The 23384-nt window shown below is 71.5% G+C and carries 20 protein-coding genes; 14 read left to right on the plus strand and 6 right to left on the minus strand.

Features of this window, described 5'->3' with window-relative positions; all coding sequences use genetic code 11:
* The first annotated feature begins 125 nt into the window (after positions 1 to 125).
* From CG747_RS23165 to CG747_RS23175, 3 genes are read left to right on the plus strand one after another with little or no spacing between them, the layout of a single operon-like run.
* Positions 126 to 2147: a LodA/GoxA family CTQ-dependent oxidase gene (locus CG747_RS23165; RefSeq protein ID WP_100603718.1), complete on the plus strand. Its 2022-nt coding sequence runs from the start codon at positions 126 to 128 to the stop codon at positions 2145 to 2147.
* On the plus strand, positions 2144 to 3283 hold the full coding sequence (locus CG747_RS23170; RefSeq protein WP_100603719.1) for an NAD(P)/FAD-dependent oxidoreductase: 1140 nt from the start codon (positions 2144 to 2146) through the stop codon (positions 3281 to 3283). The genes CG747_RS23165 and CG747_RS23170 overlap by 4 nt, the downstream gene beginning before the upstream one ends.
* Positions 3280 to 4008 (plus strand): hypothetical protein, encoded by a 729-nt coding sequence (locus tag CG747_RS23175; RefSeq protein ID WP_100603720.1) that lies wholly within the window; start codon positions 3280 to 3282, stop codon positions 4006 to 4008. Before CG747_RS23170 ends, CG747_RS23175 begins: the two co-directional genes overlap by 4 nt.
* A gap of 84 nt (positions 4009 to 4092) precedes the next feature.
* On the opposite strand, the gene CG747_RS23180 is transcribed toward CG747_RS23175, so the two are convergent.
* Positions 4093 to 4917, minus strand: coding sequence for a lipase family protein (locus tag CG747_RS23180; protein WP_180985673.1), 825 nt, complete (start codon positions 4915 to 4917; stop codon positions 4093 to 4095).
* Positions 4918 to 5171: 254 nt separating this feature from the next.
* Here CG747_RS23180 and CG747_RS23185 point away from each other — a divergent pair, with 254 nt between their 5' ends.
* Positions 5172 to 6230 (plus strand): hypothetical protein, encoded by a 1059-nt coding sequence (locus CG747_RS23185; RefSeq protein ID WP_100603721.1) that lies wholly within the window; start codon positions 5172 to 5174, stop codon positions 6228 to 6230.
* A 7-nt stretch (positions 6231 to 6237) separates the two neighbouring features.
* Here the strand turns inward: CG747_RS23185 and CG747_RS23190 are convergent, their stop codons facing one another.
* Positions 6238 to 6792: a TetR/AcrR family transcriptional regulator gene (locus CG747_RS23190; RefSeq protein WP_100603722.1), complete on the minus strand. Its 555-nt coding sequence runs from the start codon at positions 6790 to 6792 to the stop codon at positions 6238 to 6240.
* Positions 6793 to 7003: 211 nt separating this feature from the next.
* On the opposite strand from CG747_RS23190, the gene CG747_RS23195 reads away from it, so the two are divergent.
* Positions 7004 to 8224: a cytochrome P450 gene (locus tag CG747_RS23195; protein WP_100603723.1), complete on the plus strand. Its 1221-nt coding sequence runs from the start codon at positions 7004 to 7006 to the stop codon at positions 8222 to 8224.
* A gap of 26 nt (positions 8225 to 8250) precedes the next feature.
* On the plus strand, positions 8251 to 8451 hold the full coding sequence (locus tag CG747_RS23200) for a ferredoxin (protein WP_100603805.1): 201 nt from the start codon (positions 8251 to 8253) through the stop codon (positions 8449 to 8451).
* Between the two features lie 125 nt (positions 8452 to 8576).
* Here CG747_RS23200 and CG747_RS23205 read toward each other — a convergent pair whose 3' ends face one another.
* From CG747_RS23205 to CG747_RS23215, 3 genes are all read right to left on the minus strand, one after another.
* Positions 8577 to 9560: a helix-turn-helix domain-containing protein gene (locus tag CG747_RS23205; RefSeq protein ID WP_100603724.1), complete on the minus strand. Its 984-nt coding sequence runs from the start codon at positions 9558 to 9560 to the stop codon at positions 8577 to 8579.
* Between the two features lie 319 nt (positions 9561 to 9879).
* Positions 9880 to 10467 carry an HAD family acid phosphatase gene (locus tag CG747_RS23210; protein ID WP_100603725.1) on the minus strand — a complete coding sequence of 196 codons (588 nt, stop codon included), beginning with the start codon at positions 10465 to 10467 and terminating at the stop codon, positions 9880 to 9882.
* 329 nt (positions 10468 to 10796) lie between these two features.
* Entirely contained in the window at positions 10797 to 12041 is a 1245-nt protein-coding gene (locus tag CG747_RS23215; RefSeq protein ID WP_100603726.1) for a Gfo/Idh/MocA family protein, read from the minus strand.
* Between the two features lie 120 nt (positions 12042 to 12161).
* On the opposite strand from CG747_RS23215, the gene CG747_RS23220 reads away from it, so the two are divergent.
* The 6 genes from CG747_RS23220 (at position 12162) to CG747_RS47380 (ending at position 19011) form a co-directional block, all read left to right on the plus strand.
* On the plus strand, positions 12162 to 14237 hold the full coding sequence (locus CG747_RS23220) for a DUF2264 domain-containing protein (protein ID WP_100603727.1): 2076 nt from the start codon (positions 12162 to 12164) through the stop codon (positions 14235 to 14237).
* A 289-nt stretch (positions 14238 to 14526) separates the two neighbouring features.
* Positions 14527 to 15438 carry a hypothetical protein gene (locus CG747_RS23225; protein WP_257980649.1) on the plus strand — a complete coding sequence of 304 codons (912 nt, stop codon included), beginning with the start codon at positions 14527 to 14529 and terminating at the stop codon, positions 15436 to 15438.
* Between the two features lie 353 nt (positions 15439 to 15791).
* A complete protein-coding gene (locus CG747_RS23230) occupies positions 15792 to 16664 on the plus strand; it encodes a serine protease (protein ID WP_257980650.1) in 873 nt (290 codons plus the stop codon).
* Positions 16665 to 16834: 170 nt separating this feature from the next.
* Positions 16835 to 17797 carry a GNAT family N-acetyltransferase gene (locus CG747_RS23235; RefSeq protein ID WP_100603729.1) on the plus strand — a complete coding sequence of 321 codons (963 nt, stop codon included), beginning with the start codon at positions 16835 to 16837 and terminating at the stop codon, positions 17795 to 17797.
* Positions 17798 to 18112: 315 nt separating this feature from the next.
* Positions 18113 to 18553, plus strand: coding sequence for a hypothetical protein (locus tag CG747_RS23240; RefSeq protein ID WP_100603730.1), 441 nt, complete (start codon positions 18113 to 18115; stop codon positions 18551 to 18553).
* 107 nt (positions 18554 to 18660) lie between these two features.
* Positions 18661 to 19011: a hypothetical protein gene (locus CG747_RS47380; protein ID WP_146022137.1), complete on the plus strand. Its 351-nt coding sequence runs from the start codon at positions 18661 to 18663 to the stop codon at positions 19009 to 19011.
* 257 nt (positions 19012 to 19268) lie between these two features.
* On the opposite strand, the gene CG747_RS23245 is transcribed toward CG747_RS47380, so the two are convergent.
* On the minus strand, positions 19269 to 19847 hold the full coding sequence (locus CG747_RS23245) for a dihydrofolate reductase family protein (protein ID WP_100603731.1): 579 nt from the start codon (positions 19845 to 19847) through the stop codon (positions 19269 to 19271).
* Between the two features lie 90 nt (positions 19848 to 19937).
* Here CG747_RS23245 and CG747_RS23250 point away from each other — a divergent pair, with 90 nt between their 5' ends.
* Together CG747_RS23250 and CG747_RS23255 are read left to right on the plus strand one after the other, a co-directional pair.
* Entirely contained in the window at positions 19938 to 20561 is a 624-nt protein-coding gene (locus CG747_RS23250) for a TetR/AcrR family transcriptional regulator (protein ID WP_100603732.1), read from the plus strand.
* A gap of 291 nt (positions 20562 to 20852) precedes the next feature.
* Entirely contained in the window at positions 20853 to 23384 is a 2532-nt protein-coding gene (locus CG747_RS23255) for a hypothetical protein (RefSeq protein WP_100603733.1), read from the plus strand.

Raw genomic sequence — 23384 nt, forward strand, 5'->3', positions numbered from 1 at the left:
GCGCGGCGGCGCAACGGAGTGAATACACCCGTTGGGACGCAGTGGAATCGCCGGGACATTCGGAGATGGCGACCATTACGTAACCGGGGGGACATTCAGACAACTCTCCATCATGAGGTCCCGTAATGGATCAGCAGATCGTCCAGGTCAAGATTCACCCGGCCATCGGCATAGCCCGGGTCGGCAACAGCGAGCAGACACCCTTCATCGGGCCGGAGTCGCCCGACCAGCCGGCACTGCCGGTGGGCTCGTACAAGGACCGCGAGGGCAAGGTCGTCAAGCAGGCCGCCCGCTTCCGGATCTACGGCTACAACAAGGCCGGGCAGGTCGTCCGGGAACTGAAGCTCGGCAAAGACGGCGTCACCGAGATCAAGTGGTCGGTCCACGTGGCCAACAAGAAGGCCGCCTGGTACCAGTTCCACATGCCGCTCGACATCCCGGAAGCCGCCGGCCTGGCCCCGGACCAGCGCGGCCGCCGCAACGCCAAAATCACGGGCGACACACGCAAGAAGCTCGTCATCGACGCCGGCCGCCAGACCCTCAAGGCGACCCAGCAGGAGACCGCCGTCTTCGACGGCCGGATCATGGACCGGTCGGTGCGCCTGGGCTCGGCCGCCACCCAGGCCGACGGCCGGCTGGTCGTGGTCGGCGGCGACGGCGCGTCGGCCTCCTTCACCGACCCTCCCGGAGAGATCACCGGCGTCGCCAACAACGACACCTGGTACGACAACGTCTCCGACGGCCCGATCACGGCCGAGGTCACCATCGACGGCGCCACCAGGACCGCCAGCCCCGCCTGGGTCGTGGTCGGGCCGCCCCACTACGCGCCGGGCGTGAAGACCGTCCGCACCCTCTACGACCTGCTGTTCGACGTGTTCGTCGCCGAGAAGACGCTGGTCTTGGAGGAACCGCCCTCCTATCCGAAGCACATCGAACCCCTGCTGAGCCGGTTCTGCGAGCTGCAGTGGGTCAACCATGGCTTCGCCACCCAGTTCGGCTGGAAGGGCCCGCACTTCTTCGTCGACCCGGCGCTGCGCAAGCGGCTCAACGACCCGAGCGAGACCAGTCACGACCTGCGCCGCCAGGTCTACCACCAGATGCGCGACTACGACCGTGACGGCACCTCGCCCGTGCCCTGGCCGTGGATCTACGGCGACGCCATGACCAGCGGCAAGGCCACCTCCGTCCGGCAGCACCTGTCCCTGTCGCCCACGCAGGACCGGCAGTTGGCCGCCTGGGCCGAGGGCAACTTCGTCCCCGGCGAGCCCCTCACCGGCCACCCGGACGTGGACCAGGCGCCCGTCGGGGAGCAACCGGACCTGCTGGACCGGGCCGCGCTGGACAACTGCGCCGCGGACGCCTTCCACCCGGGCAGCGAGATCACCTGGCCGATCCGCCACAAGACCATGTTCTCGGAGCCCTTCCGCATCCTGCACCGCGGCGCGGACAACCCGGAGCGCGACTACGGCGACGTGCTCACCTTCGAGGACCTGGTCAGCAAGAACGGCCCGCTGTACGCACAGGGCCCCGGCGACCTCACCCGCTGGATGGCCGCCCCCTGGCAGTGCGACACGGCCAGCTGCCGCTTCGGCTACCAGGTCCGGTCCGGGCTCGGCCCCCGCTACAGCCCCTACCTCCCCACCTTCTGGCCGGCCCAGATGCCCAACCAGGTCCTGAAGAAGGCGGACTTCGACATCGTCAACGCCAAGCCGTCCGGTGCGGACGACACCGCCCGGGAGAAGGCCTTCGAGAACCGGGCCGTCTGGCTGCGCGGCCTCCAGGGCACCGACTTCAACAAGCAGCGCAAGCAGATGATCGGCGACTGGTACAAGTTCGGCATCGTCGAACCACACGAATACACCGTGGGCGACGGCAAGTTCCCCCGGTACATCCAGGTCGAATCCGAACCCGGCTACCCGCCCGCCCCCGACCACGCCAACCTCATCAACATCCAGGTGCCCGAGGCGGGCGCACCCCAGCTCGCCGCGGCGGCCGGTACCTGGCGCGGCGCCATCGCGGCCGCGGACGTGGAATCCGCCCTCGTCCAACAGGCGGTCGAAGAAGTGAAGGAGCTGACCGGCTACGACGAGTCGGCGATCGCCGCCGGCTACCTGGAGAAGCTCGACCCGCTCCACGACAGCCTGTGAGTCCGGCACCCGCCTACGACGTGGTGGTCGCGGGCGGCGGCCCGGCCGGCTGCGCCGCCGCGCTCACCCTCGTCCGGGCGGGGCGCCGGGTGTTGCTGGCCGACGCCGGCACCGGCCCGCCCAAGGTCGGCGAGGCGCTGGTCCCGGTGGGACGGCTGCTGCTGGCCGACCTCGGCGTCGACCGCCAGGTCCTGGGCACCGGCCACCTGCCCTGCCACGGCAACCTGTCCGCCTGGGGCTCGTCCGCACTCCACGAGGTGGACTTCCTCCGCGACCCGCACGGCCACGGCTGGCACCTCGACCGCCCGCTCTTCGACCGCAGGCTGCGGGCCGCCGCCCGTACCGCCGGCGCGGAGGTCGCCGAACGAACCGCCGTCCGGCGCCCCGACCGGCAGCCGGACGGCACCTGGCGGGTCCCGCTGCGCCACCGTACGGACCGGGACGGTGAACGCACCGTCCGCTGCCGCTGGTTGGTCGACGCCACCGGACGGGGCGCGGCGCTGGCGGTCCGCGCCGGCGCCCGCCGCCGGACCGGTGACCGGCTGACCGCCCGCCACCTCCTCCTCGACCCGGCGCCGGACGGCACCGCCGACGGTCGTTCGCTGGTCGAGTCCGACCGGGACGGCTGGTGGTACACCGCCCTGCTGCCCTCCCGGCAGCGCCTGGTCGCCTACTTCACCGACCCCGACCTGCCCCTCGCCGCCGACCGCGGCGCCGAGGGGTTCCGTGACCGGCTGCTGGCCACCCGGCACGTCTCCCACCGGGCCCGTCCGCACGGGCTCACCGCCCTGCGGCCGCCCCGCCGCGCCCCCGCGCACACCGCCCATCTGGACCGGGTGCACGGGGACGGCTGGACGGCCGTAGGGGACGCGGCCGCCGCCTTCGACCCGCTCAGTTCCCAGGGCATCCTGACCGCCCTCTACACGGGGCTGAGCGCGGGCGAGGCGGTCGACGCCCAACTGCACGGCGACCGGCTGGCGTTGGCCGGCTATGCGGAGAAGGTCGCCACCGCCCGTTCCGCCTACCGGGACGGCCACCGCGCCGTCCACGCCCAGGAATCCCGATGGGCCGACCGCCCCTTCTGGGCCCGGCGGCACGGCACCCACCACGCGAAGAAAGGCACCGACGCACCATGAGCAACGCATCCGAGTCCACCCGGCACGACGACCACCAGCACTTCCACCGCTTCCTCATCCTGGGGAAGGAGAAGCTCTTCTTCTACCACCTGGCCCTGTACAACCCGGCCTCCGGCCACAACTACCAGGCCGTCTTCACCTTCGAGATCAAGGACGACGGCAGCCTGCGCAAGATGTACCTGGACGACCTCAAGGAGAACGAGAACAACTGGGTCTTCTACTCCCTGTACTGTCCGGACCACTTCGAACTGCCGCAGCTCAAGGAAGGCCGGGAGTTCAACGTCCACCTGGAGCGCGTCGTCGTCTCGGAGGGCGGCGCCAAGCGCAAGTTCGAGCAGATGACCACGGAGGTGACCAAGGTGGTCTGCAAGCCCACGGACGTCCGGCACTTCCGTGAGCTCGGGGGCCTGGAATACCCCGACTACCTCACCTACCTGATGTTCGGCGAGGGCCAGGAGATCCACCTCGCCCACCAGCTGGCGAAGCAGCCGAACTGGGACGAGGTGGTCACCGTCACTCCCCAGCAGACCATCGACCCGGGCACGCTGGCGAAGGTCCCGACCCTCGTCTTCGAGTCGATCAAGGACCCCAAGGACGTGATCAAGGAAAGCAGGCTCAAGAAGGGCCAGCGGTACCAGGGCAAGATCAACGGGAGCAGCCCGGTGATCGACTTCACCGTCGGCCGCCAGGGCTGGTGGAACCACACCAGTCTCAACAGCGCCTGACGGACACCGGCGCCGGCCGTGGCGCCACTCCGGCCCGGACCGCGACACCAGCGCGGCCCGGGCCGGGTCCGATCTGTCGAACCGTCAGGAGAGGTTCTGCTCGATGGCCGCGATGTAACGCTTGATCGAGTGGTCCCGGACGCCGTCCGTGGCCGGCGCGAAGGCGTCCGCGGTCAGCCCCTTGGCCCGGTCGGCCAGATTGCCCAGCAGGCCCACGGAGTCGTGCAACCTGCCGTCGGCGTCGATGTACTTCAACGCCTCGACGTGGGTGAAGACGGGCTCCGGCGGGAGCTGCGGCACGATGTCGTTGTTGTTGACGAAGCGGTACATGCGGTTCTTGAAGCCCTTGTTGTACGCGGTCGCCAGGAGGCGGTCGCAGGTCCGGGGCTGCCCGTAGGTGTAGACGCCGTCCGCCTGGAGCCGCGGCTCCTCCAGGTACATCCGCGCACCGGCGAGCATGGCGAGCGCGCCGCCCAGGCTGTGGCCCGTGAACCACACCGTCTGGTTGCCGGTGCGCAACTCGGCCAGGGTGTCCTTGACGTCCGGGAAGACCGACTGGAGGGCCTCGGCGAAGCCGTAGTGAACGTAACCGGTCGTGGCCGGACCGGGCCGCGGGGGAGTTTCGGCGTCCGAAAGCCAGTCGCGGATCTGCGCCGGTTCCGTGCCACGGAAGGCGGTGATGATCATGTGGTCGCTGGCGGCGGTGTACGCCTGGGTGTCCTCCAGCGGGAACGGCGGAGTGAACCGCGTCTGATGGTGACGCACCTCGTCGAAGCCCCAGGAGCGGGCCTCGGACTCGATCGTGGCCTCGTCCTTGTACGCCAGGTCGGATGCCTGGGCCAGCCAGTAGGCCAGCGGAAGGCTGTATCCGGTGGTCGCATGGTGATCGATCGCGGTCGGTGCGGACATGCGGGCTCCTTTCGCTCTGCGCTGTGCTCGCGCGGCGCACGGGCGGATCGCCCGGCGCGAGGTCGGTCCCTTCGTAGCGGCAGGCGACCGGTCGGCAGCCCGCGCCGCGCCCGTAGTCCCTCGAACGGCGGGGCCGGGCGGCGGGGAGACAGCGGGGTGCCGCACGGCAGTCCCGGACGGGCGAACAGCGGGTGCCGCACCGCCGGTGCCGTCACACACTGGTGTTCGGGGACCGTCTGAGGTCGGAGGGCGCAGTGGTGTCGCATTCCCGGCTGGTCGTGGGGCTCACCTACAACCTGCGCGGAGAGTCCATGGAGCCCTTCGGCACCGCCCCTCCCCGGGAGGGGCACGACGCCGAATTCGACGAGTGGGAGACGGTGCAGCACCTCGCCGCCGTCCTGGAAGACCTCGGCTACCGCTGTGTACTGATCGGCCCGCTACCGGCGTTGATGGAACGACTGCTGCGCGGCGAGCGGTGGGACATCGTCTTCAACCTGGCCGAGGGGCACCACGGATACGGGCGCGAGGCCCAGGTCCCCGCACTGCTGGAGGAGTGGCGGATTCCCTTCACGTTCTCGGACCCGCTGTGCCTGTCCCTGTGTCTGCACAAGCCCACGACCCAACTGCTGCTGCGGCAGGCAGGGGTGGCGACGGCTCCGTTCGCCGTCGTCCGGCAGCCGCACGACATCGACGAGATCGATCTGCCGTACCCCCTGTTCGCCAAGCCGGTTGCCGAGGGCACCAGCAAGGGCATCGCCGACGACTCCCGCGTGGACGACGCGCGACAGTTGCGGCTGACCTGCACGCGGCTGTGGGAGCGCCACGGCCAGCCGGCGATGGTCGAACGCTATCTGCCGGGCCCGGAGTACACCGTCGGCATCCTCGGCGCGGGCGCCGACGCCCGGGCCGTCGGCGTGTCGCAAGCGCTCCACGACCAGCGGGCGACACCCTTCCTGACCGGCCGGAGCAAGCGCGACGCGCCCGGCCGGCCGGGCCCCGTGCGCCTGCTCCAGGACACCGGCGTGGCGCGCCGCGTCGCCGGCATCGCGGTCCGGGCGTGGCGCGCGCTCGGCTGCCGGGACGCCGGGCGCGTCGACCTGCGGTGCGACGACGCCGGCGAGCCGCACGTCCTGGACGTCAACCCGCTGCCCGGCCTCAGCCCCACCTCCGCACTGCTGCCCCTCCAATGGGAGAGCACCGGCCGGCCCTACCGCCAACTCATCGCGCGCATCATGGCCTCCGCGGAGCACCGGCTTCCGTCGTCGACCGCGCCCATGCCGGCGTCGGCGGCGGCCCGGCGGGCGGGGTGTTGACCGACTCCTAGCGGGTGTCGCCCGCCCGCTTCGGTGCCGGGTGCAGGATCAGCGGGAGGAAGACGTCGTCGACGATGTCCGCGATGGCGTCGTCGGCGACGGGGGCCCCGAAGAGCAGGAATTCGTTGCGCAGCAGGTCGGCGGCGACCGTGGCGCGCCGGGACTCCAGGATCCAGGCTTCGATCTCGCCGCGTTCGACGGCGCGTTCGAGGATGACGCGGAGGGTTGCCGGGCCGACGGTGTGGACGCTCTCCCGGACCAGTGTGGCGAAGTCGGGGTCGCGGGTCATCTCGGCCAGCAGACCGCGCAGGATGCCGCCGAGCGGGCTGGCCACCTTGGCGGCGATCTGCTGCATCAGGTCGATCACGTCCGTCCGCAGGACGCCGGAGTCGGGCGGGTCGATCTCGGCGACACCGGCCAACCTGCAGGCGTCCACGACCAGTTCGGCGCGGTTGGACCAGCGTCGGTAGAGCGCGGCCTTGCCGGTTCGGGCGCGGGAGGCCACCCGTTCCATGGTCAGTGCGGCATAGCCGGTCTCGCTGAGCTCCTCCAGGGCCGCCATCAGGATGGCGTGCTCCAGCTCCGCGCCGCGGCGGCGGGGGCCTTTGCGGTGGTCGGCGGCGGGGGCGGCGGTGGGATCGGCGTTGGGGGACAGCGTGACTCCTGAAGTTGTCCGGTAGAGGCCGTTGCGTTCTCTATGGGGTCAGTCTATTCTCCAAATTAGAGAACATGGCGTTCTTTAACGGTGAGAGATTCCGATTCGGAGTGGACCGATGACCGATACCGCCACAACGCCCCAGACCACGGACGCACCCGCCTTCCCGAACGACCGGACCTGTCCGTACCAGTTACCGGAGGGCTACGCCAAGCTGCGGGACACCCCCGGACCGCTGCACCGGGTGACCCTCTACGACGGCCGCCAGGTGTGGGTGGTGACCAAGCACGAGGCCGCGCGCAAGCTGCTCGCCGACCCGCGGCTGTCCTCCAACCGCGCCGACGCCGACTTTCCCGCCACCTCGCCGCGCATCCAGGCGATCCGGGAGAGCCGTCAGGCGTTCATCGGAATGGACCCGCCCGAGCACGGCCCCAAGCGACGGATGACGATCAGCGAGTTCACCGTCAAGCGGATCAAGGGCATGCGCCCCGAGGTCGAGCAGATCGTGCACGGCTTCCTCGACGAGATGCTCGCCTCGGGCCCGACCGCCGATCTGGTGAGCCAGTTCGCGCTGCCGGTGCCGTCGATGGTGATCTGCCGACTGCTCGGTGTGCCCTATGAGGACCACGACTTCTTCCAGGAAGCGAGCACGCGCCTGGTGCAGGCCACGGACGCGGAGAGCGCGGCCGACGCCCGCGATGACCTCGCACGCTACCTGGACGGCCTCATCACCCAGTTCCAGGCCGAGCCCGGTCCGGGACTCGTGGGCAGTCTCGTCGCCGACCAGCTGGCCAACGGTGAGATCGACCGCGAGGAACTGGTCTCCACCGCGATGCTGCTGCTCATCGCCGGCCACGAGACCACGGCCTCGATGACCTCCCTCAGCGTGATCACCCTGCTGGAGCACCCTGAGCAGTACGCGGCCCTGCGCGCCGACCACAGCCTCATCCCCGACGCGGTGGAGGAACTGCTCCGCTACCTCGCCATCGCCGATATCGCCGGCGGCCGCGTCGCCAAGGCCGACATCGAGATCGAGGGCCAGGTCATCCGGGCCGGCGAGGGCGTGATCGTCACCAACTCCATTGCCAACCGGGACGGCACGGTGTACGAGGACCCGGACACGTTCGACGTCCGCCGCTCCGCGCGCCACCACCTCGCCTTCGGCTTCGGCGTGCACCAGTGCCTGGGGCAGAACCTCGCCCGCCTGGAGCTGGAAGTCATCCTGACCGCACTCTTCGACCGCGTCCCGACACTGCGACTGGCCGTCCCGGTCGAGCAGTTGAAGCTGCGGCCGGGCACCACGATCCAGGGCGTCAACGAGCTCCCGGTCACCTGGTGACGCGGGAAAGGGGGACCGGAATGACCATGCGGGTGAGCGCCGATCGAACGGTCTGCGTCGGTGCCGGTTTGTGCGCACTGACCGCTCCGGGCGTCTTCGACCAGGATGACGACGGGATCGTCACGGTGCTGGAGTCGGCCCCAGCCGCCGACGACCGGGCCACGGCGCGAGAGGCAGGCCACCTCTGCCCCTCTGGCGCCGTCCGCATCGTCGAGGACACGGAATAGGCGACCCGGGCGCCCCCTGGTACCGGGGAGCGGGGTAGGGCGGGGCCGGTTTCCGCACCGGACGGGGCGGAGACCGACCCCGCCTTCCCTGTTGGGGGACGGCTCACCGCATGAGACGGCGGGCGTCAGATCCACCCTTTTCGCGCCGCGTACAGGGCGAGTTGGAAGCGGGTGGTGGCGTCGGCGGCGCGGTTGAGCTGTTCCAGCTGGCGGGAGAGGGTGCGGCGGCTGATGCCGAGGAGTTCGGCGATGGTTTCGTCCGTGACGCCGCTGCCGAGCAGTTCCAGGATCCTGCGCTGGACCGGGCGCAGCGCGGCCGGGACCCGCCCGCCGAAGTGCAGCGGATAGGCGGACCGCCAGGAGGTCTCGAACAGGCCGGTGAGCGCGCGGAGCAGGCTGGAGGGGTGGACCAGCAGCATCGAGTCGTTCACCTCGGCGTCGCCGAACGCCATCGAGACGATGGCCAGCCGCTGGTCGAAGATGCCGAGTTTGACCGGCAGGGACTGCAGCACCCGGGCCTGCTCGCCCGCCGCGATGCACGGCCGGATGTTGCAGGCGTAGTAACCGCTGTGCTCCACCGCGGACTTGGAGTACACGATGCGGTAGGACACGCCGCGCTCCAGGTTGCGGATCTCGGTCGGGTTGGGCGTGCCGCCGGTGTGCCACGGCGGCGCGTCGAAGCGCAGTACCTCGGTGGCCGCGGCGTCCTCCACCTGCAGGATGCGCTCCACGATCTGCGGTCCGGTGACCACTTCGACGAGGTCGTCGGTGGCCTGCGGGTGCACGTGGCGCCGGTAGGTGCGGTACGCGTCCATGGCGACCAGATGGGCCTGTTGCAGCTCCGCGGAACGGGCGCTGGCGAGGCGGCCCAGGCCGATGGACGGCTCGATCGGGGCGATGCCGGCGCGCTCGGGCCCGTGGCTCGTGGCCAGGCCCAGGTGGATGAGCCCGGTGAGGGTGCGTTCGGTGTCGGCGGGTTCCCGGCCCAGTCGTCGGGACAGTGCGGCCAGGGTGGTGGGTCCGCTGTCCAGCATGGCCAGGTAGGCGGCGGCCTCGGTTTCGGACAGGCCGAGTCGGACGAGATGGGCCGGCCGGTCGTCTTCGCTCATGAGGGGCTCCGGGCGGGGGTGAGGGGGGAGGAGTGCGGTCGCGGAGGTGGGGGCGCGACGGGTGACGGGTTCGGGGGCCCACGGGAGGGCGGTCGACCACTGCCACGGCAGGCGGCGGTCGACCGGTGGTCCGGCGGGGTGCGCGAACGGCGTTGGCGGCCCGCCGCACTTTCCATCCGGCACCGCGTTGCTCCACGCGCGAGGCGCCGGCATCGGCATCGGCTGATCCGCGTCCCGAAGCGCTCGGTTCGCGGTATGCGTGTGGGCCCGCCGATATCGGCGGGCCCACACGCATACCGGAATCCCCGGACCCCGGAAGTCAGCTCAACTGCCCGTCGTAGTCGGGAAGTTTGAATCCCTTTTCGTAGTGACCGCCCTCGAAGTCGGTGCTGCGATTTCCGACGTCGGCTATGAGGGTGTATCCCTGCGCCTCGTACTTCTTCCGGCAGCCGAGCTTGACCTGGGCCTTGCCGGGGCTGTCACCGTCCGGCTTGAGGCAGAGGCCGTCGACGGTGTAACCGGCCGACTCCAGTTCCTCGGTGGTGGCGTCCTGCTTGTCGGCCCCGCGATAGGACGCGAACAGCACCGCCGCGCCGTGCTCTTGCGCGTACCGCGTGGCCTTGAGGATCGCTTCGATCGGCTTGCCCCGGTCGTAGTGCGTCGCCAGCGAGGTGTTGTCGATGTCCAGGACCACCGCGGGCCTTTCGCCGCTCCGGCCATGGGCCAGGCGCTGTTCCAGGTAGTCCTGGAGAGACGCGGCAACCGGAGCGACGTCGTCGAGCCACTCGCTCTCGCTCGGCAGCGAGTCCGGTCGGGCGGCCGCCTGCGCCGACAGGGGCAGCGCCGCCGCCATGGCCAGCCCCAGCACCGGTCCCAGCACAAGGGCGATCCTTTTCCCCTTGACCATGTTTTCCACCACTCCTTCTGTGTGCGTTCGCGTGATGACCGATACGGAATTTCCGCGCCGGAAGTCCGTAGTCGCCCACGACATTGCTACCTGAAGCAGTGGTCCGGCAGTGTCCAGGTCGTGCCAGTGGCCAGGATGGGCGCGGGAGTCGCCACCTGCCGCTTCGCCGGAGAATTCCACCGGTCTGGGCAATGTGGGCGTTTTGCATACCGAGAAAGTGGGGGTTTCCGGCGTGTACGTGGTGGGTTTTCCCGGTGGTGGGAAGAGCGTGCGGGGGGAAGGAGTCGGCCTCCCGGGAAGTCGGGGTTTTGCGGGCGGTCCAAGGGGATTCACCCGGCCGCGGTGGCGAAGTGGTCGGCCAATTCCCGGGACAGCGCCGGGACGTCGACGGGGACGCCGTCGGCGCGGAGCGAGTCGGTGGCGGCGCAGCCGGCGGCCACCGCCTGCCGTGCCGCCACCGGCGAGGTGAGCGTGGGAACGCCGTCGCGTACGAAGTCCACGAATTCGGCCACGAGCCGTGGGTCGGCCCCGCCGTGCCCGCCGTCGTCCGCGGGCACGTCGACGACCAGATCGGCGTCCGCCCGGTAGCCGCTGCGCCGACCGTTCCACACCTTCACCACCGCACCTTCGGTGTCGCCGAAGTTCTCCAGCCGGCCGTGGGTGCCGATGACGGTGTAGTTGCGCCAGTAGTCGGGCGTGAAGTGGCACTGCTGGTAGGTGGCGAAGACGCCGTTGTCCAGCCGCATTGTCATCATCGACAGGTCCTCGACGTCGACCACGTCGTTCAGGCCGGTCAGCGAGGTGGGCGGCCAGTTGGCCTCCGGATCGAACCACTCGGTCATCGTCCGCCCGCCCTGCCCGCCCCGGGCGGTGATGTCGCCGTAGACGGTCAGCCCGCCCATCGCCTGGGTCCGCACGGTGTAGCCGCCGGCCAGCCAGTGGATCACGTCGAGGTCGTGCGCGCCCTTCTGCAGCAGCAGACCGGTGGTCCTGCGCCGGTCCGCGTGCCAGTCCTTGAAGTAGAAGTCGCCGCCGTGGCCGACGAAATGACGGCACCAGACCGTCTTGACCTCGCCGATGACGCCCTCGGCGACGAGTGTGAGCAGGGTCCGGACGACCGGCATGTGCCGCATGTTGTGTCCGACGTAGAGCCTGGTGCCGGTCCGCCGGGCGGTGTCCAGCACCCGGTCGCACCCCGCCGTGGTGATGGCCAGCGGCTTGTCGACGAACACCGCGACGCCGGCTTCCAGGAAGGCGATGGCCAGCTCCTCGTGGGTGTCGTCCGGAGTCGTCAGGAACACCCCGTCCAGCCCCTCGTCGGACAATCGGCGGTGGTCGGCGTACCGGGCCGCCTCCGGATACCACTCCCGGCTGCGTTCCCGGCGGGCCGCGACCGGGTCGCACACCGCCACCACCCGCGCCGGCAGGTCCTGCCCGGCCACGTGCCTGCCGAGCGTTCCGCGCAGGCCGAGACCCACCACCGCGAGCCGCAGGTCTTCCCGTGCGTCGGACTTCCGCCGTGCGGCGGGCTCTTGCCGTGCGCCGGACTCATCCCGGGTGTCTGACAACGTCATCAACCTTCCTTCGGGGCGATGCGGTGGGCGTTTTGCTACGGGGTGCCGGAGCACAACACCACAAGAGCAGCACACCACGGTGGCCGCCCGCCACCAGGCCGCAACGCCTCAAGGAGACCCATGCCGCACACGATCCGGACCGGACCGCCACTGCCGCCCGAGGACCGCACGCTGTCCCCCTTCACCGGATTCGGCCGCGCCCACTGGCTGGCCGTCGCCGACCGGCTGCTGACGGACGCGCACCGCTTCGCGTCCCCGTCCGGCGCCCGCCTCCTGCTGCCCGGCCGGCCCTCCTCGTCGGGCGCCGACTCCGACCAACTCGAAGGCTTCGCACGGACGTTCCTGCTGCTGGCCTTCCGCACCGCGGGCTGCGGCGGGGAAGCGCCCGCCGGACTGCTCCAGTCATACGCCGAGGGCATCGGCGCCGGCACCGACCCGGGACACCCCGAAGCCTGGCCGGCCCTCGGCCAGGAGTGCCGGCAGACACTCGTCGAGGCGTGCTCCCTCGCGCTCGGCCTGCACCTCACCCGGCCGTGGCTGTGGGACCACCTGCCGGACGCGGTCCGGGAACGGGTCGTCGGCTGGTTGCAGGGTGCCTGGGGACTGCGGATCCCCGACAACAACTGGCACCTGTTCCGGGTGATCGTCGGCGAGTTCCTGGCCGGTGTCGGCGGCGCCCACGACCGCGCCGCGATCGACGCCGGCCTGGCGCGCACCGAGGAGTTCTACGTCGGCGACGGCTGGTACCGCGACGGCGGCGACGCCCGCACCGCGGACAACTTCGACCACTACAACGGCTGGGCCCTGCACACCTACCCCCTCCTGTGGGCCCTGATGGCGGGCGGGCGCACGACGGACCCGGCGGGGCGGCTGCCGGTGTTCAGGGCGCGGTTGCGACGGTTCCTGGCGGACTACGCGCTCTTCTTCGGCGCCGACGGAGCCCCCGTGCACCAGGGACGTTCCCTGATCTACCGGTTCGCGGCGGCCACCGCACCGTGGATGGGAGCGCTGGTCGACGCCACCCCGCTCAGTCCGGGCCAGACCCGGCGGCTGGCCAGCGGCGCGCTGCGGCACTTCACCGACCGGGGGTTCCGCGATCGGAACGGGATCGCCACCCTCGGCTGGTACGGGCCGTACCCGCCGCTGGTGCAGGGCTACTCCGGTCCGGCGTCCCCGTACTGGCTCTCCAAGGCATTCCTCGGCCTCCTGCTGCCGGCCGACCACCCGTGCTGGACGTACCCGGAGGAGCCGCTGCCGGTCGAGCGGTGCGATCGGATCCAGGCCCTGCCCGTCCCCGGCTTCGTGATCTCGGCGACCCGCGCGGACGGCATCGTCCGACTCGTCAACCACGGCAGCGACAACTACGCCACGGCCGACCAGGCAACCGGCGACCCGGCAGCGGGCGGCGCCGGGAGCGGCACCCGCGCCCCGGTGCGGGCGGACGGGGATCCGCACTACGCACGCTTCGCCTACTCCACGGCGACCGGCCCGTACCACGGCACCGGCGCCCCGCACCGCCGCCGGCCCGACAACCATGTGGCCCTCCTCCACCCCGAGCTCGGACCGTCCCGCCGCACCCGCATCCACCGCCTGCACCTCCAGGACCGCTACGCCGCGTCCTGGCACCGGCCGGTCTGGCATGGCAGGGCGGACTCCGACGCCCGGATCGAGACCGCGAGCGTGGTCCACGGAGCGTACGAACTGCGTGCCCATCTGGTCGACGCACCCCCGCACCTGCCGGTGTACGACAGCGGCTGGCAGGTCGCGGGCGGGCGGCCACCCCGTGTCCGGACTGCCGGACGCTGGGCGGCAGCCGTCACCGAAGACGGCCTGACCAGCACGTTCGTCTCCCTCGCCGGCCACTGCGAGGTGGCCGTGGCGACCGCTGAGGGCACCAGCGCCTTCGGCCGTCACACGGCTGTACCGCATGCCGTCGGCCGGCGCTCGACGGCACGGACCGTGCACGTCGCCCTGGTCGGCCTCACCGGCCGAGGCACGGATTCCGCGCCTCCGCGGGTACAGTGCGCGGTCGAAGGAACCACCGCCACGGCCGTCTTCCCCGACGGCACTTGGGTCCTCGTCGCCCTGGGCACGGAGACTGCCCAGTCACCGGTCGTGGGCGGGGTGCCGCTTACCGGGCCGGTGCGCTACGCCCGACTGTCCCCGGAGGAGGATCCGGTGGTCGTCCCCGGGTGAGCGCCGTAGCGGAACGACGCTCCGTACAACGCACGGATTCGCTCAATAAATGACAAGTATCTGACAAAATAGTTGAAAATGGGGCCCATGTGGGTGAAGGTTCTGGACGAGGATGTTCCGGGATCTGAACGGATGGGCCTGAGTATCGGGTGCGTCTCGGAGTGCGGGCGGCGGATTGCGTGGCCGGTCGACGCCCGTACGATGCCGGGACCCCGTCCCGCCCGCACCTCATCCGGAAGGCCACCGCGGAATGCCCGTCTTCAGACGCCGCAAAGGCAGTCGTCCCCGTTTGCTCCCCGAACTCGACGATGCCGACCTGGGCCGCGTCCGGCGGCGCGTCGAGACCTGCTGGGACCGCGGTTCGCTCGATACGCCTGTCATGGCCCTGATGGCGGAGACGCTCGACGACGCCGGGGAGGACTGGGACCGCAAGGCACACCGTCTCCGCGTGCTCGCCTGGTCCGCGGGGCGCGCCCTGCCTGGCATCTGGCGGCAGCACAACCCGCGCAACCAGCATGCCCTGCTGCTGCATGCCTGGTCCGACCTGCTGCAAGCGGGACAGGACGGGGCCACCGTCGATCTCGACGCCACCCGGGAGACCTGCCGCCTCGCGGCCGAGCTGCTGCCCGCCGACCCCACACCCTGGATCGTGTACCTGGCCACGCTCCGCCTGGAACGGCATCCGTCCACCGAACTGGCGGCGATCTGGCGTGAGATCAAGGCCCGTGACCCGTGGAACCGGGAGGCCCACCTCCAGGCCCTGGGCTACCTCTCGCCGGACGAGTGCGGTTCCAGCAGCCAGGTGCTGGACCTGCTCGACAGCGTCCGCTCCGCGATGCCCCCGAACGCCCCCGCGGCCGGCCTGGAACTCACCGCCCTCGTCCGCAACCACCAGCGGGCCATGGCCCCCGGAGGGGTGTCGGCCCTCGGCGCCGGCGAGTTCTGGCGTCGCCACGACGCGGTCGCGGCGCTCGACCAGGCGTCGCACTACTGGCCGAGCCCGGGGTTCCTCGACCACGCCCAGGCACTCGCCGATCTGAACCTGCTGGCCTACGCGCTGATCAAGGCCGCGCGGCCGGGCGAGGCCGCGAACGCCCTGCGCGCCACCGGCGGCATGGGCGCGCCCTGGCCGTGGAGCGCGGACGGCGAGCCACTGGAGCGGTTCTCCCACTACTACGCCCGCGCCCGCGAGAGCGAGTGACAGGCACTCCCGCGCCGGGCCGTCGCACGACCCCTCCTGCCTGCACCGCGCCGACACGCGTTCCCTGAGGGAACAGCCAACTCGTCAGCTCAGCCTTGGAGTTGATGCCCCTGCGGCACCCGCTGGCCAGGGTGGCGTCTGCCGCTTGCGGAGGAGTTCGCCGTAGGGGCGGGGTGCGAGGGGCGAGGCGAGCGGCCCGGCGGCCGTCCGGGCAGGAGCTGCCGCCGGCGGAGTGCGCCCGTGCGGGCTGGTCGACAACCCGGACACCACCGGTGGGCCGACCTCCGGGTGGACGGGACGCCGCTGGATTCGCTACGTACCGCCACCCCGGGCCGGTGCCCTACGATCCCGCCATGAACCAAAGGTTCGCTGTGATGGTCGCCGTCCTGGCCGTGCTCGCCGCCGCCTCGGGCTGTGCCGGCCGGGAGGTGCCTGCCGCGGGCAGCATGATGTCCGCCTCGCCCTCCGCCTCCGCCACGCCATCGGCGCAGCACCCTCAAGGGTGGTCGGCCGCCCGGATGCGTGACGCCCACCCGTTCCGCCACCAGCCGGGGGTCTCCCACACCCCGCCGCCCACCACGGCGAACGCCCGCGTGGGCGCGGTGTTCAGCCACGACGGGACCGGCGACCACTTCTGCACCGGAAGCGTCGTTGACAGTCCGAAGAAGTCCATCGTCATCACCGCGGCACACTGCCTCCACGGCGGCAAGGGCGGCGGCTACCAGACCGACCTGGCCTTCGTCCCCGGATACCGCGACGGGCAGGCGCCCAACGGCACTTGGAAGATCACCAAGATGATCGTGGACGACCGCTGGACACAGTCCTCCGACCCCGCCTTCGACGTGGGCTTCGCCGTCGTCGACAAGCTGGACGGCAAGCGGATCGCCGACGTGCTGGGAGCCAACCGCTTCGGCTACAACGTCGGCTACGACAACCATGTGAAGATCACCGGCTATCCGGCGAGCGGCGAGGACCCCATCTCCTGCGCCAACACGACCGTGAAGTTCCAGACGGACCAGATGAAGGTGGACTGCACCGGATACAGCGGCGGCACCAGCGGCAGCCCCTGGCTGGCCAACTTCGACCGGACCACCCGCACCGGCGAGGTCGTCGGCGTCATCGGCGGCTATCAAACCGGCGGCGACACCGACGACATCTCCTACAGCCCGTACTTCAACGACGCCATCAAGTCCCTGTACGACAAGGCCGTCAGCACGGAGGGCTGAGCCGCCGACGGCGGCCGTGACGGGCGCCCGCGCCGGGGGAGCGGAGATCCCCGTGGGCCGCCCGGTGGCCCGAACCAGGCCGGCTGCCCTCTCGCAAAAGTAGGCTCGACGATGACCGTCCCCACGCGCGAGAAAGAACGACGGCAGCCGAACCGACGGAAAGGCAGGGCATGCACCCCATACGCCGGGCCCGCACGGCCGACCACCCCGCTCTCGTGGAGTGCGTCCAGAAGTGGTGGGGCGATTCCCGCAGCCCCCAACAGGCCCGGGAGCTGTCACTGCTGCTGCCGCGGCTGTTCCTCCAGCACTTCGCCGGGACCAGCCTGGTCCTGGAGGACCCGACCGGCATCCGGGCGTTCCTGGTCGGCTTCCACTCCGCGGACAACGGACACCAGGCATACGTCCACTTCGTCGGCGTGGACCCGCAGTTGCGCCGGCAGGACATCGCCCGCCGGCTCTACACCCGCTTCTTCGAGCGCGCCGCCGCGGCCGGCCGCACCGAGGTGTGCGCCGTCACCTCACCGCACAACACCGGTTCCGTCGCCTTCCACACGGCCATGGGTTTCGAGCTGGACCCCGGTGGCCACGAGGCCCGCGGCCTGCCCGTACACAGCGACTACGACGGCCCCGGGCAGCACCGGGTGGTCTTCCGCAGGAAACTCGGCGCGCCGGGCACGGGCACCCTGGAGCCCTTCACGACGCGCCCGGCGGAGCCGGAGGATTTCGACACCGTCGTCGGGGTGATCGACCAATGGTGGGGCCGCCCCGCCTCCCGCGACCTGACGCGGGTCTTCGTCGACCACTTCTTCGCGACCAGCCTGATCGCCGAGCGCGACGGCGAGCTGGCCGGTTTCGTCATCGGCTTCCTCTCACCGTCCAAGCCCGACGAGGCGTACATCCACTTCATCGGCGTCGCCCCCGCCTGGCGCCGCTCCGGCCTCGGCCGCTTCCTCTACGAGCGCTTCTTCGAGCTGGCGCGCGCCGACGGCCGCAGCCTCGTCAAGGCGATCACCTCCCCCTCGAACAGCCGCTCCGTCGCCTTCCACAACGCCATGGGCTTCACCAACTCCGCCCCGATCGCCGACTACGACGGCCCGTCCCTGGACCGGGTCACCTTCACGCGCCCCCTCTGAAGCACCGCTCCAGCCACACCGAACCGCGGCCGCACGACGCGCCCCCGCCGCTTGTCCTCGAAAGGCCGCCGCCCGAGGCCGTTCGCCGTGGAGGGCGCCGTGGCTGCCGGTTACGTTGCGGCCGGCTGCGGCTCGGGGAGCCGGAGCCCGTCGCGGCGCACGCGGAGGCGATGCGCCGGATCTCCGCCGCGGAGTGGGATCACATATACGACTCATAGCCGGAACGAGTGGAATAACCGACACTTTCCACTCTCTCCCGAATGTCCCGATCTCTCCCAGGGGATCCCCTTCCCGGAAGAGCGTTGGGAGATCCGCATGCGTGACACCTCCGGCACCGGCCGCTCGGCGGCGACCGGCGGCTGCCGCATGCTCTTCCTCCTGGCCCTGCTGGCCTTGCTGATCACGGCGTTGACCGCCGGCTACTCCGACGCCGCGTCGTCCGCCACCGGCAAGTGCCCCACGCACGCCGGTGCCCCTGCCCTCGGCGGCACAGCGGAACGGACCTGCGACACCACGGGGTACGTCCTGGCGCCGTCGAGCGACGCGCACCATCACCCGGGCAACGGCTTCCGGCGGTTGTGCCACGCCACGGCCTGCCATCTGCGTCCGCACGTCCCGACCGGGCCGAGCGGCAAAGCCCTGCGGGAATCCGCCGCGGGGGAGTCCTCGGACGCGCCGGGGCACACCGCCCCTCGTGCCGTCCTCCCGGCTGCCGCCACCGGCACGCCCGCGCGGGTGACCGTTCTGCGCTGCTGAGCGAGCCCCGTCGCGCAGCACGCCCCGCCCTCCCCGCAACCGGGCCGATGGGGCCGCCGCGACCTGCCGCACCAGCGTCCACGCCTTCGCCACGCAGGAGTTCCGGCATGCCCGACATCTTCGCCGCCCTCGGCGCGCTCGTACGCGCCGAGGCCCGCCGCAACGCACGCCCGCCAGAGCAGCGCCCGTCAGCCCCGTCCGCACCCGCCGATCCGCCCACGCCGCAGGGCCCGGCGGCACCCGTTCCCGCGCAGCACCCCACCCCGCCGGCCAGGCCGCACGGCGAAACCGCACCCGCCGCCTCGCCCGCTCCCTCCTCGCTTCCCCCCACGCCCTCCTCTTCCGCCGAGAGGCGTCCGCGTCGCGGGCTGCTGCGCAGGCTGTTGGCCCTCGTCGCCTCGCTCGTCCGCCGACGCCGTCGCGGCACCGCCGAACGCAGCCCGGCCTCCGATTCCTAACGGACCGGCCTGCCGGTCACGCCGGTGGGAACGGTGCCGGGTGAGGGGTGGCGCGGCGGTGCGGGTGTCCGGGGTTCCGGTCACCGAGCCGCCGCGCCTGCTCGGCCGCGCATCGACGGCCTGCCCGAACGGGTCGCATCCGGCCCCCGGTTCCGGCCGGTCGGACCCGGGTGGTGAGCCGTCGGGAGTCCGCGGTCGGGGCGGGTCGGGGCCGGCGGCCGCGCCATGGGGCGCCGAGGTGTCCGCCGGTGGCGAACTCAGCTGGTCGGGCGGTAGGTGCTGAGCGACCCGCCGTGGCTGAAGGTGCGTGTCTCCACCAGGGTGAACGGACGGGGGCTGAACCGTCCCGCGAAGACCGGCAGGCCGCCGCCGGCGACCACCGGGTACTGCTTGAGCAGCAGTTCGTCGATCTCCGGCAGGAGCTGTGCCGCCAGCACGCCCCCGCCGCACAGCCAGATGTCGCCGTCGCCGGCTTCGGCCTTGAGCCCGCGCACCAGGCCGATCGGGTCGTCGGGTACGAGTTCCACGGCCGGGTCCGCGATCTCGGGGAGCGAGCGCGAGACGACGTACTGCCGAAGGTGTGCGTAGGGGCTCGTCACGTCGGCGTCCAGGGCCGGTTGGTAGGTGCCGCGCCCCATGATGACGGTGTCGAAGCGCTTGTTGGGCGCTCCCTCCAGCCCGATGTGCGGGCGGATATGGGTCGGGTTGGTCTCGGGGAACTCGGCGCGCAGGTGGTCGACCATGTCCGGCGCCTCCGGGTAGAAGTCGAACTCCCCGTCCGGGCCCGCGATGAAGCCGTCGATGGAGACCGCGACGTAGTACACGAGCTTGCGCATGCAGGACCTCGAATCCCCGAAACAACTTCGGGTGTAGTACTTTGTTTGGAGTGACTGGACCGTAGTACTACAACTGGAGTGGTGTCAATCATGGTGCGACGCAATCCCGAACGAAGGGCGGCACTGCTCGACGCCGCCATCGAGGTGCTGGCCCGCGAGGGCGCACGCGGCCTGACGTTCCGCGCGGTCGACCAGCAGGCGGGCGTTCCGGTGGGAACGGCCTCCAACTACTTCGCCAACCGCGACGAGATGCTCACTCAGACCGGCGACCGCGTGTACGAGCGCCTGGAGCCGGACGAGGCGCTGATCGCCTCCGGCCAGGAAGGCCCGCGCGACCGCGCCCGCGTCACGGGGCTCATGCACGACCTCGTGGAACGGGTGGCGGCCTTCCCGACCGGCTTCCTGGCCCTGCTGGAACTACGTCTGGAGGCCGCCCGCCGTCCCCAGTTGCGCGAGGTCCTGACCCGCCGCATCCGCACCGATGTGGACCTGAACGTCAACTACCACCTCACGTCCGGCCTGCCGGGCGACGCGACCACGGTGGTCCTGCTGTACCTGGCCCTCAACTGGCTGATCGTCGAACGCCTCACCCTCCCCGAGCTCTTCTCGGAGGAGCAGCGGCGGGACTTGGTCACCGCCCTGGTCGAACGCCTCCTGGCCGGCCAGCCGGATGCCGGTCAGCCGGACTCCGGGGAGGCGCGCCCGGCGGGGTGAGGCGCGGCGGCCGTTGCGCACCCCCCTCCGGCCTGTCAGGCGGGCGGGTGTCGGACCGGCCGCTGCCGCACTTCGCGCGCAGGCCGGAACGCCGGTTTTCCACAGGGGAGTTGGGTCCCGCCGGGCACTGTCAGTGGTCTGTGCCACGATCAAGAACGTATGCGCAACCAGGCATGCGCAACCAGGCATGCGCGACAACGCAGGAGCCGGTGCGGACGGACCGTTTCGTGCGGCGTCGTGCACCGATGTGCCTGCTCCAGCCGCCAGCCACGCCGTGAAGGGACCCGACCCGTGAGCGACAGCTCCCGCTCCGCGCTTCGTCTGGCGCTGAGCCTCGCCGACCCGGCCACCGCCGACGCACTCGCCGAGCGGATGCGGCGACCACTGCTCGCCCTCCTCGCCGACCGGTTGGGACTGCCGGAGAAGATGGTCGACGAGCTCCTGGGCAGGGACGCCGGGCAGCTGCGGGCCGCGCTGGAGGCGGACCCCGTGGAGTGGCTCGCCGCGGCGGCGGAGACCGGCGATCCGCTGGTCGGACGGGCGCTGTGGGACGCGGAGTACCGCGCCGACGACGGCAGTTCGGTACGCGCGATGGTGGAGGCCCCCGGGCTGCTGCCGATCCTCCTGGACGCCGCCGACTTCTGGGACTCCCGTTGGTATGCCGACGACGGCCTGCTGTCAGTGGTCTACGACGTCGACAGTCCCCTCATGGCGCTGGTGCTGACCCACGGGTTCGCGGGGCTCTCCGTGGAGGGCCTCGGCGCATTCTGCGCGTACCTCCCGCCACCGGCCGTCGTCGATGCCTGTCTGAGTCTCCTCGGCCTCTGGGGCACCATCGAACCCCTCGTCGACTATCTCTCCCTGCACGACCAGGTCCCCATCATGAGCGCCTGCCATCCGTGGCTGCCTGACCTGGTGCGCGCGGCCATCGCCGCCCCCGATCCGGAGGCGTTCCTCCGGCGGCACCGGCCGGCCGGGGAGTGGGCCGACCCGGAGCACCTGTACGCGCTGGCGACGCTGCGCTGCGGGTACGACGACTTCACGGCCAAGCCCGAGGGCCTGGACTGGGAGTTGATCCTGCGCGAGCAGGCGCGCATGCCGTTCTGCCGCGCCAACCTCCCCACGACCGACCCCCGGGCGGAGAGTCCGCTGCTCCTGCTCACCCAGTGGGAGGGCTGCCCGGCCGACCTGGTGTGGGAGAGCTTCCGGGAGGACCCGATCGGGACCGCGAGGCACGCCGCCGACCTTCCCATCGAGGCGTTCACCGGGCCGTGGGCGGACGACGACGAGCGCAATGCGGTGTTCTTCTTCGGTCTTGAGCCCGGTATCCGCACGGGTCGGCTGTCCGTGGAGCGGGTACTGGCCGAAGTGGCCCCGGCCGAGGCGGTGCTGACCTATCTGCCGCTCGACCACGAACCGACGCGCAAGGCACTCGCGCACCTCCTGGACGCGCTCGGCACCGACCCCGCCAACTGGCTGACGTTCTACGCCCGCATGAGTACGGCCCGCGGCAGCGTCACCGCACTCGTCGCGGACGCCACCTCGCCGCACGCCCGCAGGAAGCGCCACACCAGCTGGCCGCGGCCGGTCCCGGCGCAGTTCCCGGCCGAGTCGCCCGAGCACGCCCGGCCCACCTTCCTGCAGGTGTTCGCGTGCGCCTCCGAGGAGGTCCAGTGCGCGGTCGTGCCGTACTTCGACGCGCGGGCCGTGCAGCAGCTCCTCGTCTTCGGCAACCCGTCGCCGGCGGTCCGCGCCGCGGTGGTGGCCGCCCACGGCCGGTCCGCCCAGGTGGCGATGGCCGCCGGATACGCCCTCTCCGACGAGAAGCTGCGGTACCTCCTCGACCTCGACGAGCCCGCGGTGGACGCCACGTTGTTCCGGTACGGCCGCCTCGACCAGGCCGAGTGCGCACGGATGCTGGCCGGCCGACTGCGGGACGGCGGCAGCCGACCGGTCCCGGACGAACTGCTCGCGGTCCTGGACGATCCCGACGCCGACTATCCCCGCGTACAACTGGCCACCGGCCTGGGATCCGGGGACCTTGGCGTGGCGCGCAGGATCCTGGCGCGGCTGCGGTCGCTGCACCTCCCGGCCTCCCGATTGCGGGTGCTGGTCGCCGTCTGGGAGCGCGGCGGCCCCGATGCGGTCCGCGAGATCCTGGCGATGGACCACCTCCCGGTCACCCTCCGCCGCCGCACGGCGAAGCTGCTGGACACCCCCGACGGCCTGGCGCTGCTGCGCACCCGGCTCGCCGAAGCGGAGTCGCCGGAGACGCTGCTGGCGTACCTCGCCGCGTCGACCAGCCAGCCCAGGGACCGGCTGCAACGGCTCCGCAGCGAGGGCCTGGCACCACCCTGGCCCGCCCTCACGGCGGCTCAGGAGGCCGGGTCCCTGGACGGGGAGCTGCTGAGCGCCCTGTTGCAGGAACCGGACTGCCCGCGCCCGCTCCTGCTGGCGGCCCTGGACGACCTCCCCGTCTGGGGAGCGGACTGGATACCCAACGGGCTCGGCAGCGGCCGACTCACCCCCACCGATCTCCTGACCCGGGCGGCGCCGGCCCGCGCCGCCCTCCACAGCCTTCAGCAGTACGTCGACCACCAGCCCGGCGACGGGTTGGGCGCCGGGCCCGACGACGAGTCCGGCGCCCAACTCTCCGGCGCGACCGGGCAGTCGGTGTGCGTTCGGGCCGAGGCCCTTGCCCAGGAGCATCTGGGCACGGACGTCGATGCCTGGGCCGTCTGCCTCCAACTGCTGCCGACCTTCGCCGGGACGCTCCCCGAACTCCTGGCGACGGCCGGCGCCTTGACACAGCACGCCGTATGA

The organism is Streptomyces sp. CB02959 (genome assembly GCF_002803155.1).
Classification (GTDB): Bacteria; Actinomycetota; Actinomycetes; order Streptomycetales; family Streptomycetaceae; genus Streptomyces.